Genomic DNA, 14,777 nt, shown 5'->3' with positions numbered 1-14,777 from the left:
TAATTACTTACTTAATCAGTTCAATTTTAAAGACAAAGTCCGATTGGAAAAATTGTTTCTTGAAATTATATATTATTGCCAGATTATAAATCGTTCATTCTTTCTCAAGAATGAGAGCTATCTAAATGACTTTATACATAATTACATAAGAAAAACTCCAGTTTATTCTTAAAGTTTTATGTATTTCATTGATATAATGTCCATCCTTTTCGAATGGTTAATATGGATATTTATGTGGATTGTATGGATTGCGCTTTCGCGACCTTACACGTTTATTGTAATGGCTCTGATGCTTCTAATTATTGGGCCCTTAGCAATAATGCGTACTCCTACAGATATTTTTCCTGACATCGATATCCCGGTTGTGAGCGTTGTATGGAATTACGCGGGCTTGCCTCCTGATGAAATGGGAGATCGCATTGCGAGTGTATTTGAGCGAGCCGTTACTACCACAGTGAATGATATTGAACATATTGAATCCTCGTCGCTGATTGGCGTCAGTGTGATCAAATTATTCTTTCAGCCTGATGTGAATGTTGACTTGGCTTTAAGCCAAGTTACAGCAATCGCACAAACGATGCTCCGTAGCTTGCCACCAGGGACTTTGCCACCATTGGTATTAAGCTATAAAGCGTCAACAGTTCCTGTTTTACAACTGGTGTTATCGAGTGCAACCATCCCGGAACAAAAGTTAAATGATTTGGGAAATAACTTTCTTCGTACTCAGCTTGCAACAGTACAAGGAGCAGCGGTACCGTATCCCTATGGAGGAAAAATACGTCAAATCCAGGTCGATTTAGATCTGCAAGCCATGCAAACCTATGGTATTTCCGCACAAGAGGTGAATAATGCAATTCTTGCCCAAAACCTGATTATTCCTGCTGGAACACAAAAAATAGGTGAGTATGAGTACATTGTTAAATTAAATGGTAGCCCGCTTTCAGCAGTTGAATTAAATGATGTGCCAGTTAAATCAACACCTGGTCGAGTTTTATATATTCGTGATGTTGCCCATGTACGCGATGGATTTGCACCGCAAACCAATATTGTCCGAGTGGATGGGAAACGGGCAGTAATGATGTCAATTCAAAAAACCGGCAATGCGTCTACTTTAGATATTGTGAATCGTGTTAAGGCTTTATTACCTAAAGTTAAGAACATGCTTCCGGAAGGACTTAATTTGTCCAACTTCGCAGATCAATCAATCTTTGTTACCGCAGCGATTCGCGGGGTTATTACAGAGGGGGTGATTGCGGCGGCATTAACTGGGCTTATGATTTTACTCTTTTTAGGTAGTTTACGTAGCACGCTTATAATTACTTTGTCCATTCCTTTATCCATCATTGCCTCGATTACTATCCTTTCTGCTTTGGGAGAAACGATCAATATTATGACTTTAGGTGGTTTAGCACTTGCTGTGGGTATTTTAGTTGACGATGCTACGGTTGCTATTGAAAACATTAACTGGAATTTGGAGCAAGGTAAGGAAGTAGAGCAAGCAATTCTTGATGGTGCGAAACAGATAGCAATACCTGCCTTAGTATCAACTTTATGCATTTGTATCGTGTTTGTTCCTATGTTTTATTTGGGGGGTGTCGCCCAATATTTATTCGTACCTTTAGCTGAAGCCGTAATTTTTGCCATGCTCATGTCTTATATTTTATCACGTACCCTGGTTGCTACCCTGGCAAAATATTGGTTGCACAAACATGAGCTGATGACGGAAGAGAAGAATAAGGGACGATTTGCTCGCTTACACGAAGCATTCGAAGAACAATTTGCACGATTACGCGTGCAGTATTCTAAATCATTATCTTGGGCATTAAACAATGCTAAAGCGTTTATTTTTTATTTTTTAGGTTTTGTTGCTATTTCAATATTATTGCTTTGGCCATGGCTTGGTTCAAATTTTTTTCCTAATGTGGATGCTGGACAAATTAAATTGCATATTAGTGCTCCAACCGGAACCCGGGTAGAGGAAACGGCACGAATTGTAGATAATATTGATACCGTGATTCGACAAGTAATACCGCCTAAGGATCTGAGTAGTATTGTTGATAATATTGGTTTACCTGTAAGCGGAATTAATTTATCGTACAGCAATTCTGCAACGAATGGACCGGAAGACGCAGATATCTTAATATCTCTAAAAGAGGGGCATCGACCCAGTTCGGAATATGTGCATCAATTAAGATCCGTTTTAAGAGAACATTTTCCAGCAGTGACGTTTGCATTTTTACCTGCTGATATAGTAAGCCAAATTATCAATTTTGGTTTGCCATCACCTATTAATATTCAGGTTATTGGCTTAAAAAAAGAAGACAATGCGCATTATGCCAATAAACTGATGAATCAGCTAAAACGAGTACCAGGTCTCACCGATGTTCGAATAAGACAGTCTAATAATTATCCTGAGTTTTTTGTGGAGGTTGACCGTAGCTTGGCAAATGAACTTGGATTTACTCAATTCAATGTCGCCTCTGATTTATTAGTGACTCTATCAGGCAGTTTTCAAACGACACCCACATTTTGGTTAGATCCTAAAAATGGAGTGTCTTATCCGATTGTTACGCAGGCACCGCAATATGTGATGACTTCATTAAATGATTTGCTTAATATTCCAATTGGAAGTTTAACTTTGCCTAGTCAACTGCAAATTTTAGGTTCTTTTGCAAAACTGAAACGTACTTGGACCTCAGTTGTCGAGTCACATTATAATGTTCAGCCAGTTATTGATATTTTTGCTTCAATCCAGGATAGAGATTTAGGCTCGATAACCAAGGATATCCGAAAGACTATCCGTGATACGCAGAACGAGTTGCCTAGAGGGTCATCTGTAGCGATTCGTGGTCAGATTGAAACTAAGGAGCATGCATTCAATGGTTTATATTGGGGATTAGCTTTTTCGATTTTATTAGTTTATCTGTTGATTGTTATTAACTTTCAATCCTGGGTTGATCCATTTATTATTATTACCGCATTGCCTGCTGCGATTGCAGGAATTGCCTGGATGTTATTTATTACTCATACCGCATTAAGTGTGCCTGCTCTAACAGGAGCAATTATGTGTATGGGAGTTGCAACAGCAAATAGCATCCTAATCATTAGTTTTGCTCGCGATCATCTTGCAACTGAAAATGATCCCATGAAAGCAGCCCTTGAGGCAGGACAGACTCGTTTAAGACCCGTAATGATGACTGCATTGGCCATGATAATCGGTATGTTTCCTATGGCATTAGGTTTGGGAGATGGGGGAGAACAGAATGCTCCGTTGGGACGGGCAGTAATCGGCGGGTTATCTTTTGCAACGATGGCCACGCTTTTTTTTGTCCCTTCGGTTTTTTATGTGATTCACGAGCGCAAGTTGAAGAAGAAGCAAAGGAAGGATCATGCTTAAATCAATTCAATCATTTGGACAGGACCACAAACATAGACGACGTATTATCGCGATTGCAGTTTTTTTATTCATCATGTTGGTGATAGTTTTTTTTCGTGTTTATGCAGCGATTCACTTACGTAATGAAACTCTTGCTGATGCAGTTCCTGTAGTCCGGGTGATGAAAGCACAACAAGAGAAAGGGGTTGATAAAATTATTTTACCAGGCAATGTGCAAGCTTGGCACGAATCACCTATTTATGCACGTACTAACGGTTATATAAAAAAATGGTATGTTGATATTGGCAGTCACGTTAAAAAAGGCGATTTGCTTGCCGTCATTGAAACACCTGAGCTCGATGCACAGGCGCGTCAAGCAAGGGCCGATTTGAAGACCGCGATAGCAAATAATCAATTGGCACAGATTACTGCAAAACGTTGGCTTAATTTAGTTAAAACAGAATCGGTCTCCCAACAAGAGACGGATGAAAAAGTAAGTACGGCTGCGGCTTTAGAGGCTGCGATGTTTTCGGCTAAGGCTAATTTGCAACGATTACAAGAATTAGTCGGATTTGAACGTGTTATTGCTCCTTTTGATGGTGTCATTACGGATCGCGCCACAGATATTGGTGACTTAATTGATGCAGGAAGCAGTTCCACAGCACAACCTTTATTTCGTATTGCCCAAACCAGCCCTTTGCGAATTTATGTCAAAATTCCTCAGTATTACTCGTCACGGATTAAACCAAATATGACCGTGGAGCTCCATTTTGCGGAGCATCCCAAGCAAGTTTTTCCTGCCAAACTGTTTGAAACAGCGCAAGCAATTGATCCTGATACGCGTACTTTGCTCGCTCAATTTATTTCCCCGAATAAAAATGGGGAGTTATTACCGGGGGGGTATACTGAAGTCTGGTTTACTTTACCCATTCCTCCCAAAACTGTGATTCTTCCTGTCAATACCTTGCTTTTTCAGGCTCAAGGATTACAAGTAGCAACTTTGGATAAAGACAACAAGATTGTTTTAAAATTGGTCACTCTTCGACGCGATTTTGGCGCAACAGTTGAAATTGCCACAGGAGTATTGCCAGGTGATCGCGTTGTGCTTAATCCTCCTGATGCCATTGTGAATGGGGAAACTGTGCGAGTTGTTTCATGAAAAAATTGATTGGCCCTGGAGCGCTTGTTTTTGCATTAATGGGTTGTTCTTTAGCTCCAACATATCATCGCCCGATCATGCCTATCCCTGAGCACTTTAAAGAACCAGGAACATGGGTGGAAATTAAATCGACACCACGAATCGTTACGCCGGATGCCTGGTGGCAAGCGTTCAATGATCCTGTATTAAATAATTTGGAAAATCAACTGAATGGAGCAAACCAAGATTTGAAATTGGCCTATGCTCATTTTCAGGAAGCAATTTCATTAGTACACGTTGCCCGATCGTATTTTTTCCCCACCATTCAGGGGTTATTCAATGCAGATCGCCAGCAAAACTCACGAACGGTAGCGAATTCTGTAAAAACCCCCGTATTTAACCAGTTTTTATTGGGTGGTTTTCTCGCTTATGAGCTTGATGCTTGGGGAAGTGTTCGCAATTCGGTTCTTGCCAGTGAGCGTAATGCTACGGCAAGCGCTGCTGATGCTGCTTCGATTCGTTTGAGTTTACAAGCAGAACTTGCAAATGATTATTTTGCATTAAGAGGGAGTGATGAGGCGCAACGTATATTAGATACTACCGTTATGGCTTATCAAAAAGCGCTTTATTTGACGAAAAATCGTTATCGAGGTGGGGCTGCGCCTATAGCCGATGTTGATGAAGCAGAAACTCAGCTTGAGAATGCAAAAACCATGGCTGCAGAAATGCGATTACAGCGAGCCCAACTTGAACATGCAATCGCAGTATTGATTGGGGAAATACCCAGTAATTTTTCTTTGGCTCCTGCCAAATCACCTAAGGTTTTTCTGGAAATAGCCCCTAATATTCCTTCAACCCTTCTAGAGCGAAGGCCTGATATCGTTGCGGCTGAGTCTCGAGTGCAAGCGGCAAATGCAAATATTGGCGTAGCACGAGCTGCTTTTTTCCCTGTGATTGACTTATCTGGAAGTTCTGGTTTTCAGAGTCAAAGCCTTGCAAATCTCATTTCAAAGCCAAGCCTTTTTTGGGCTCTGGGTCCGTTGAGTTTATTGACTTTAACTCAACCTGTAGCACAAGTGACGATTTTTGATGGTGGGCGATTGCGAGGTCTACTAAATCAAGCCAAAGCCCAGTATTTTGAAACAGTTGCTGCTTATCGACAAACCGTGTTAACTGCATTCCAGGAGGTGGAGGATAATCTGATTGCGATTCACCAGCTCGATCAGGAATATCGAAGCCAAGAGGCGGCAGCTCGTGCGGCAAAACGAGCTTGGGATCAGGAGTTATACCGATACAAAGGAGGGTTGGTTACATTTTTGCAGGTTGTGGTTGTTGAAAATACTGCACTGCAATCAAAACTTGCATTAGTTAATATCCACACCCGTCGTCAAATTGCAAGTATTCAATTAATTAAAGCTTTAGGCGGCGGGTGGTCTTTAGATGCAGGCAAAAAAAGATAAGATAGGGATAAAGGCAAAAGGAGTTTGGACAAATATTTATATCATACTCCAGGAATCACTCTTGCCTTAATTCTACATCATAACGTTATTTGTTAATCAAGATTAATAGTATAGGAATAGCTACCCATGCCATCGTATACTGTATTGATGTAGCGAATTCCATTACAAGAAGCACTAACAACTGGATGATTCATTAATGGTCCATCTTTAATATCAAGAACACACCAGTTCTCTGAATCATAGGCAACAGTAACATGAGCATAACCAGAACGGCATGCAAATGAGTCTAATATCTCAAAACTACGTGGCCCAACTATGTGGAGCATCACATCTGGATCATTAAATCCGCTTACGACATAGATACCAGGGTGGGAAGTATCGCTTAAGCGAAAATAATCTTTATATCCACACCAAGATTTATCTGCATGAGCATTCATCATCATTAAGCTGGTTGTAGCCAGAAGAATCCATTTTTTCATTTCAGAACACCTTTTTTATTATTTTTATTATTTAGAGCCGATGGCGATTATAGGGAAGTATTGATTCAAAAACAATCACTCTGCTGTAATCCTTACGGGTGAGCGTACAAAGGTGGGCTGAGCAAGCCAAATCATGGCAAGCAAGAATATGAAAATCCAAGCTGCGAGTCTGAATATGTCGTTCGTAGCGAGCATAAATGCTTGATTGATTATCGTTGCATAGAGGACTCCAAACCCTTTGAGCCCCGAAATTCCCAATGAATGCAATTGATTGAGTGATTGTTGAACTAAGGGATTGTACGCGGTTATTTGCTCCACCAGATGGCTTTGATGTAACGCTTCTCTATGATTCCATAAGGTGACGCTGATTGATGTGCCAAAGCTGCTACCTAAAATTCGACAAAAGTTGACAAGGCCCGATGCACTCGCCAAGCGATCAGGAGGCAGTTCAGTCAAAATAAGTGCAATTAATGGGGTAAAGAAAAAGGCAAGGCCAATCCCTTGAATAAATCGAGGTCTAATCAGTTGAATAAAACTCATTTCAGTGTAAAAAGTAGATTGCCATATGCATGTCCCCGCAAACACAATAAACCCAAGGCTGATAATAATGCGTAAATCAAATTTACCCATATAAATACCGACAATAGGTGTTAAAAAGAAGGGTAAGATCCCTACAGGAGCAACTGCAAATCCTGCCCAAGTTGGGGTGTAACCCATTTGCGTTTGTAGCCATAACGGGAAAATAACTACAGTGGAAAAATACACCATAAACCCTAAGGTTAAACTCATTGTCCCAATAGTAAAATTGCGATTAGCAAATAAATATAAATCAATAATTGGATGTTTTTGTGTTAAAAGCCAAATGATTAAAAAGCTAAGCGTAACTGTCGAGATGATTGCTAAAGAAACAATAAACGGTGAATGAAACCAATCTAAATCATGTCCTTTATCTAATAAAATTTGCAAACAGCCAACGCCTATTGATAATAATATCAAGCCAATAAAGTCAATTGGTAATTTAGTGATAGGTGTCTCTCTTCCACTAAGAGTAATCAGCGTAAATGTTACTGAAAAGATACCTACAGGGACGTTAATATAAAAAATCCAGGGCCAGGTATAATTATCGGTAATAACCCCGCCCAGAATTGGACCAAATATTGGTCCCACAACAGCAGTCATGGTCCATATACCAGTTGCCAATCCTCTTTTTTCAGGAGGATAATTAGCCAGGAGAATACTTTGTGATAAAGGAATCATTGGTCCAGAAACCGCACCTTGAATCACTCGGAAAAAAACCAACATTTCCAAACTCATTGATAATCCACAAAGCACAGAGGCGATTGTAAATAAGGTTGAGGAGAAAATAAATAAACGAACCTCGCCAAAACGCTTGGCTAGCCATCCAGTTAGCGGCAGCATAATGGCTTGACTTACAGCAAAAGAAGTTATAACCCAAGTTCCATTATCTGGACTAACGCCTAAATCGCCTGCAATGGTCGGAATGGCTACATTAGCAATCGAGATATCAAGGACATTCATAAAGATAGCCAATGACAAAGAAATGGTCATCAGAACTAATCTACTACCAACTAGTGGAAGATGATCAGCCATTATGATTTTGTCCTTGGAAGGAACATATCGGGGGAGTTTGCATGTAAAATTTCGTCAATAAGGGAATTTACTTCTGCGAGCTGTTTTTTATAAATTTTTGTGTGATATTTTATCTTAGACTCGGTCGTTTGTGGAATCCGATTGCCGTCTAAGTGATGCGTATCAATAGTCACTCGCATGGATAATCCTAGTTGTAATGGAATTTTTTTCAATTCAATGGGGTTTAAACTAATACGCACAGGAAGTCTTTGCACGATTTTAATCCAGTTCCCTGTTGCATTTTGTGGTGGGAGTAAAGAAAAAGCTGAGCCTGTTCCCGCATTTAAACCAACAACCTTTCCATGATAAGTCATTTCAGGGTAAGCATCAGCATAGAGAGTAACTGGCTGACCAATGCGAATATCATTTAGAGAAGATTCTTTGTAGTTTGCATCTACCCAAGTATCGTGGAGTGGAATAATCGCCAGCATGACGGAGTTGAGCGATACTTGCTGTCCCGGTTGCACACTACGTTTTGCGACGTAACCAGTAATTGGGGCGGCAATAGTTGTTCTTTGAAAATTCAGATAAGCTGTTTTTAGATTGGCTTTGGCAGTTTCAACAAGTGGATGAGTATACAGATGTGCATTTTCAACCAACGCAAGAGCTGCATCTAGTTGATGCAATGAGCTATCATAAGTTGCTTTTGCCGCTTCCACTGTTGTTTTATAATGTTGCATCTCTTCACGGGATACAGCTCGATTACCAACTAGCCCTTCGCGACGTTTTAAATCCAATTGCGCTTTAACCAGATTTGCTTTGTTTACATTCACATTTTGTTGTACCTGAGCGGCATTTTCAAAATACTGACGTACTTGTCGGACGGTTTGTGCCAGATTTGCTTTCGCTTTTTGTAGCGCTATTGCATAATCGGTAGGATCCAATTTAATTATGATTTGGCCTTCAGTAACCAATTGAGTTTCATCAGTGTTAATCGAGATAACAGTACCGGAGATTTGAGGCATCAGTTGCACCATATTTCCGTTGACGTAGGCATCATCGGTATAGAGTTCAAATCGTCCCCAAATGAGCCAATAGAGAATCCATATCAATGCAGTAAGTAAAAAAATACTGCCGAGGGCGAACATAGCAATTTTTCGTTTATATAATGTTTTAACTGTTGCACCAACTTTTTTCGATTCGACTTCAGTTTCTTTTTTTTCGGCCATAATTCTATAGCTCTCCACCTAAAGCTGCTAATAAGGCTACAAAAGCTTGCTTTTGACGTGTTTGTAAATTATTCAAAATAGCTTTTTGCTGGATTAGTAACTGTTTTATTTCAATTAGTTGGGTGTAATCAATAATTCCTTGAGTATAACGCGCCTGGAATAATTTGTAATTGGATTGGATATTAATTAACGCTTGGTTCTGTGCTGTAATTTGAGTCTTAAGTATTTTTAGAGTAGAAAGTTGATCGCTGACTTGTTGTAATGAATTTAAAATAGTTTGATTATACTGGTTCACTGCAAGTTCAAATTGTGCATAGTTAACCCCAAGATTCGCTCTTCTTGCACCTGCATCAAAAATAGGTAAATCAAAAGCCGCAGCGGCATTATCGTTTTGGAGCCATATATTAAAAGCTTTGCTAAAGTATAGACTTTGTAAGCTGAGTAAACCCTTCAAATTAATATTGGGGAAAAAAGCGGTTTTTGCAACATTCACTTGATGTGCTGCAGCTTCAGTAAGAGCACGTGCTGAAGCAATATCAGGTCTTTGTGCGAGTATATTTGCTGGGATTATTGTGGGTAACTGGAGTTGCTTTTCGTCATAAACAAAAGGTGCTGGATCAATTTGTGTATTTAAGGGGTTTTTACCCATTAAAACGGCTAATTGATGTCGCGATTGCATTTCAGCACGCTTGTAATCCTCTATGGATAAGATGGCTTCCTGAGCATTAGCCACCGCTGTTTGTACAGGAATATTTGATTCAATGCCTTGTCGTTCGCGATCTGCGATGATATCAGCAAGCTGCTTTAACAAGCGTGCGTTTTCTTTGGCCAAATGTTGTTGGATAATGTTATTTTGTACTTCAAAATAAGCGGTCGCAATAGAAGCACTCAAAACAAGCTGGGTTTCGGCTAGATCCATTTGTGCCGCAAATGTTTCACTTAATCTAGTGGCTAAGGTTTCTCTATTTTTGCCCCAGAAATCGAGCTCATAATTAAATTTTAAGCCAATATCTGCAACTTTTGCTTGATCGATTTTTATCGAGTTAATTGGAGGCGGTATTTTGCCATGTATTGGAAAGTAAAATTGTTCCAAATAACCGCTCGAGCCTATAAATGGCCATAATGATGATGAGGCGACTTTTGCAAGTTGTTGGGCTTGTATCACTCGTGCTTTGGCACTGTGCATATCAGGGGCATCAGCAAGAGCGACAGAGATGAGTTGAGATAAATGGGGATCATTAAATCGTTTAAAATGATGCACTGATTTGCTTTGTTCAGGTTTTTTATAAACGTGTTTTACTGCTAGCTTAGTTGAATTGAGTGGTTCTGTACTCGTATGGGGTTCACCAAACAGAGAACAGCCTGTTGATGCGAACGTGATTAAAATACAAGTTACTAAAGAGAATCGCAAAATTTATTTCCCTTTATATGCGTGAAATTGGATAATGTATCAATATTTTTTGAGAAATACATTAGTGATCATATTACTTAAACTGACTATTAATTTCTAACTTTATAAAAATATGGACTAGAATTATGTACATAAAGGAAATTTTTAAAAACAACAAGAGGGGAGAATTATGAATACTCTGAAAAAAATAGCGATCGTAAGTATTTGTCTTACAACACTTGGCCTACTAAGTTCTTGTGGAACGGTTCATGGCTTTGGAAAAGACGTATCTACTGTGGGTAAAGACATTCAAAAAGCATCACAATAATTTCTTTACGACTCCCCTTAGGGGGAGCCTAATTCTGGATGATAAGTTAAATCTTCATCTATCCCTGAATTAATATAAAACTCACAAGTGTGGGGTGTTGCGGTAATTGTAATGAATTCATTGCCACTGGTTAAAAAATGATGATGCTCAATTGCATCAGGATGAAGATTAAAAAAATGTCCCTTAAAATCATATTGTTGGACTATTTTTGTTAATGAGTTAACTTCGGCTTCTGTGCCATGTGAGGTTATTTCATCACCGTCAATTTCTTCTTTTTCCCCACCGATAAATCGAAGTGATATGATGTCAATCGGAATATGAGGAAATAGGTTAAATTCGGCACGAAGACCTTCCAGGAAATCTTCAAAGGTTTCTTGGGCTAACTGGTCTTTGTTTTTATTTGAATATCCAAAGCCTGACCAATGATATAAGCCACAAAAATTGATTTTTTCTTCAAGCTCCTCATCCCAGTATTGGCCTCTAATCATAAAAGCAATGCACGTACAAACCCCATCAGTAATCAATGCAGTAAATTGATCGTTTGTGAATGCAAGGTCATCCATCTCAACAGTTATTTTTGAAAGTATTTTAGGTGTGGTGAAAAAGTGTCTAGATTGCATAAAAAATTCATGTGACTTGTATTAAAAAAAAGCATTATACAGGAACAAGATTGTGAGTCCTACTCTTTTAATGTCCATTTTATAATTAATTTAAACAGACGGCGCGATTTTAGGGAGGGCTTGAATTCTTCGGTTTTTGGCCCCAAGCTCTTTTTTTATAAAAGGCTGCCATTGCCATGAAGGGATATCGTACTTTTGTGCATGAAATAATTCGTTTAAATGAGCGATTAATGCATCTTTATCGGGCAAGTCAGGGGTGATTTGAATTGTAAATTGATTTAAAGCGTGTTGTTGGATGGTGTAATCATCGAATTCAAAAGTGAAGGAGGCCATTTTCTGACGTATCAGATCGGCAAAGAGGGGAAATACCTTATTATTTTGGGTTGCATAACAAATATCACCTACACGGCCTTCAATCCTTTCCAGCCTGGTAAAAACGTCATTTGATTGTTCTTCAATCAACACATCATCTAAACGATAGCGGATTATGGGTTGTGTTGTTCGCAATAAATCCGTGATAATAGGTACAAATCGCTTTTCGTCCAACCACTCCTTTTCGATAATTAAATATTCTTCATTCATTAGTAAATGATTACTGTCTTTATCACTAATGGCTAAAAATCCTTCCGTGCATTGATATACTTGCGCGACCTGACAATTAAAGGCGTTTTTTATAATTTCTTCATCACGTTGTTCCATAACTTCAGCAACAGCAAAAATTTTTTCGGGAGTAATTGATAAGCGTTGTTTTTCCCTTGATAAAGCCAGTAATACAGAGGTCGGTGCTGATAAAAGGGTGGGTTGTATTTTATTTAAGCGATCAAGATGGATTTCGAAGTTTTCGAGTAAATCAAAAAAATGAAATTGAATTTTTTTACCTTTGCTGAGATTTGTATAGAGCTTATTATTAGCTCTAAGGAAAAAGGCAATGCGCTCTTTTCTCTTTAAGCCTTTGGGCAAGGCCTTAGCTAATAAAATGCCAGCCCAGGCATCGCGTTCTTTTTCATTGACAAGAAATAAACCCCGATTTCCTGATGTGCCAGAAGAAAGTCCAACGGCAATCCCATTGATTAAGGCGGAAAAATCGCGTGTGCTTTCTGCTTTTAAAGCCAGCTTCAAGGCCTGATCCTTCGTTATTTTGACCGTATTTATTTCATCAAAGTGCTGCATCATTATTTTTTTGTTGATAATTGGCCATTCCTTAAATGGCTTATCCAAATAGGGTTGATAAAAAGGAGATTTATATAAGGTTTTTTTTATTAACTTTCTAAATTGCTTTTCCTGATAAGCAGCTAATTGGTCTCGTGATTTAAATCGTTTTCGCAGAAATTGGGTATTGAAATAATAATAAAGAAGTCTAAGTATCATGCTCGAATCCCTGAAAGACGTGCCCGTATGTGCTGACAATGGGATGGAATCATATCGATTTTTTTATTATTTTTAAAAAGTAGGTGCAATTTCTTGATTGTTTGCTGATAACTTTCTTTATTATCGTGAATCAAGTAAGTGAGATTACTTGGAAAAATCATTTTCTTAAAAGTTTCTTGATGCCAACAACTGTCTGCAAGCAAAAAGGTTTCTTGAGCCGCTTTAAAGTATAAACCTATTTGTCCCTTGGCATGTCCTGGTAAGGGGATCGCAATGAGCTTTCCATCCTTAAAGAGATCAAATCCAGTGGTAAAAGGGAATAGATTGGCGTTCAGCGCAACTTCGTTTTTTAATAAAACCAGGCGCTCATAAAAGTCTTTAGGAAGTAATCCGGGTAAGAATCCCTGCATTAATGCTTTTATTCCTTTTTTTTGATGTATGTTGCTTATGGCATCAGGATGACAGAAAAATTGAGCATTAGGAAAATCTTTTAAACCACCAATGTGATCTGCATGAAAATGTGAGATCACAACTCCTTTAATTTCTGAAGACTGGATATTATGTTCTGCTAATTGTTCTTTAAGTGATTTTTTCAGTAGTACCGGTGTTAGGTTTCTGTAAAGGGAAAAAGGAAATTTTCGGGTTAATTCGTAGAATCGGTTGCTATAACCCGTATCGAATAGAATATAACCTCGAGTTGGATGTTTGATTAAAGCACAGAGGGCAGGGTATTCGCTTTGTTTCCAATGAGCATTCTGCAGGGTCATTCGCGCACAATGTTTGCAAAAACCAACTTCAAATAATTGATACTCTATCATGATCTTTGATACCACTCCGCAAAATGTTCTATTCCTTGTCTGATATTGACTTTAGGTTGATAACCTAAATCTTTTTGGGCCGCTTCAATATTTAATGTTTGCCCCATACATAAAACAGCTGCACTGTATCGGGTTAAACGTGGTTCTTTTCGAATAAATGGGAGGCTATAGAATTCTTCTGCACACGCAGCATATATTTTTGCAATCGAGTAGGGGATAAATTTAGGTATAAATGGCTTTTGTAAGACACTAAAAAGTTCGGAAATAATGCTTATTAGCGCTCGTGGTTCACCATTGGTTATATTGTATTTGTTACCGCAAAATTGTTGATCCGCTTGTGCTGCTAAAAGCAGACTTTCTACAACATTTTCAACATAAGTGATATCAATTACATTTGTTCCATTTCCAACAATAGGCAGTACCCCTTTTTTTTCATTTTGGAGGATGCGCGGTAAAATGGCCCGATCATAAGGGCCAAAAATTGCTCGTGGGCGTATCGTAATCACATTAAGGCTTTTTTCTTGAAAGGCCTTATCAATCAGAGCTTCAGCAAGTAATTTGGTTTTTACATAATAGTTGGCCGGTCTTGAGGGTAACGGAACATCTTCCTTGATATTATGTTGTTCCGTGAAATTAAAATAAATACTTGGTGATGAAACATGAACTAAGCGCGTATTTAAGGGAGTTGCTTCAATTACATGTTGGGTGCCTAGCACATTGGCATCATAAAAATCTTTATACCGTCCCCAAGGACTAGATAGGGCCGCACAATGAAAAATAGTTTGAGCATTCTGAGTTATTTTTTTTAACTTCTCTTGATGTAGTAAATCGACAGTTATAAATTGTGCGCCAGATTGAGTAATGATTTTGCCAAGCTGCTCATTGCGCCCCAGGGCGATTACCTCATGGCCGTCTTTGAGCAATCTTTGGGTCAAATTCAATCCGAGACAACCCGTAGCTCCTGTTACAACGCAAACCATA

General features: G+C 38.9%; 12 protein-coding genes. 4 read left to right on the top strand and 8 right to left on the bottom strand.

Features of this window, described 5'->3' with window-relative positions; genetic code table 11:
- The first annotated feature begins 232 nt into the window (after positions 1-232).
- The 3 genes from ELY20_RS05285 to ELY20_RS05275 are packed head-to-tail and all read left to right on the top strand — an operon-like array spanning position 233 to position 5,974.
- Positions 233-3,397: an efflux RND transporter permease subunit gene (locus ELY20_RS05285; protein ID WP_110141667.1), complete on the top strand. Its 3,165-nt coding sequence runs from the start codon at positions 233-235 to the stop codon at positions 3,395-3,397.
- Positions 3,390-4,535: an efflux RND transporter periplasmic adaptor subunit gene (locus ELY20_RS05280; RefSeq protein WP_110141668.1), complete on the top strand. Its 1,146-nt coding sequence runs from the start codon at positions 3,390-3,392 to the stop codon at positions 4,533-4,535. The genes ELY20_RS05285 and ELY20_RS05280 overlap by 8 nt, the downstream gene beginning before the upstream one ends.
- Positions 4,532-5,974, top strand: coding sequence for an efflux transporter outer membrane subunit (locus tag ELY20_RS05275; RefSeq protein WP_110141669.1), 1,443 nt, complete (start codon positions 4,532-4,534; stop codon positions 5,972-5,974). The genes ELY20_RS05280 and ELY20_RS05275 overlap by 4 nt, the downstream gene beginning before the upstream one ends.
- Positions 5,975-6,066: 92 nt before the next feature.
- Here the strand turns inward: ELY20_RS05275 and ELY20_RS05270 are convergent, their stop codons facing one another.
- From ELY20_RS05270 to ELY20_RS05255, 4 genes are all read right to left on the bottom strand, one after another.
- Positions 6,067-6,453, bottom strand: coding sequence for a hypothetical protein (locus tag ELY20_RS05270; protein WP_110141670.1), 387 nt, complete (start codon positions 6,451-6,453; stop codon positions 6,067-6,069).
- A 75-nt stretch (positions 6,454-6,528) separates the two neighbouring features.
- Positions 6,529-8,064 carry a DHA2 family efflux MFS transporter permease subunit gene (locus ELY20_RS05265; protein ID WP_110141671.1) on the bottom strand — a complete coding sequence of 512 codons (1,536 nt, stop codon included), beginning with the start codon at positions 8,062-8,064 and terminating at the stop codon, positions 6,529-6,531.
- Positions 8,064-9,272, bottom strand: coding sequence for an HlyD family secretion protein (locus tag ELY20_RS05260; RefSeq protein WP_110141672.1), 1,209 nt, complete (start codon positions 9,270-9,272; stop codon positions 8,064-8,066). Before ELY20_RS05260 ends, ELY20_RS05265 begins: the two co-directional genes overlap by 1 nt.
- A 4-nt stretch (positions 9,273-9,276) precedes the next feature.
- Positions 9,277-10,683 (bottom strand): efflux transporter outer membrane subunit, encoded by a 1,407-nt coding sequence (locus tag ELY20_RS05255; RefSeq protein WP_110141673.1) that lies wholly within the window; start codon positions 10,681-10,683, stop codon positions 9,277-9,279.
- Positions 10,684-10,852: 169 nt separating this feature from the next.
- On the opposite strand from ELY20_RS05255, the gene ELY20_RS05250 reads away from it, so the two are divergent.
- The gene (locus ELY20_RS05250; RefSeq protein ID WP_110141674.1) at positions 10,853-10,990 is read left to right on the top strand and encodes an entericidin A/B family lipoprotein; all 138 of its coding nucleotides are present in this window, start codon (positions 10,853-10,855) and stop codon (positions 10,988-10,990) included.
- A 17-nt stretch (positions 10,991-11,007) separates the two neighbouring features.
- Here ELY20_RS05250 and ELY20_RS05245 read toward each other — a convergent pair whose 3' ends face one another.
- The 4 genes from ELY20_RS05245 to ELY20_RS05230 all read right to left on the bottom strand — a co-directional run bounded on the left by ELY20_RS05245 (position 11,008) and on the right by ELY20_RS05230 (position 14,776).
- Positions 11,008-11,610, bottom strand: a complete 603-nt coding sequence (locus tag ELY20_RS05245; protein WP_110141675.1) for a hypothetical protein — start codon at positions 11,608-11,610, stop codon at positions 11,008-11,010.
- A gap of 90 nt (positions 11,611-11,700) precedes the next feature.
- Positions 11,701-12,978 carry a F390 synthetase-related protein gene (locus tag ELY20_RS05240; protein WP_110141676.1) on the bottom strand — a complete coding sequence of 426 codons (1,278 nt, stop codon included), beginning with the start codon at positions 12,976-12,978 and terminating at the stop codon, positions 11,701-11,703.
- Entirely contained in the window at positions 12,975-13,796 is an 822-nt protein-coding gene (locus tag ELY20_RS05235) for an MBL fold metallo-hydrolase (protein WP_110141677.1), read from the bottom strand. Before ELY20_RS05235 ends, ELY20_RS05240 begins: the two co-directional genes overlap by 4 nt.
- Positions 13,793-14,776 (bottom strand): NAD-dependent epimerase/dehydratase family protein, encoded by a 984-nt coding sequence (locus tag ELY20_RS05230; RefSeq protein ID WP_110141678.1) that lies wholly within the window; start codon positions 14,774-14,776, stop codon positions 13,793-13,795. The genes ELY20_RS05235 and ELY20_RS05230 overlap by 4 nt, the downstream gene beginning before the upstream one ends.
- Between the last annotated feature and the right edge of the window lies 1 nt (position 14,777).

The sequence above is a fragment of the Legionella qingyii genome, assembly GCF_003990155.1.
GTDB lineage: Bacteria > Pseudomonadota > Gammaproteobacteria > Legionellales > Legionellaceae > Legionella > Legionella qingyii.
This window is presented reverse-complemented; position numbering and strand designations above follow the sequence as displayed.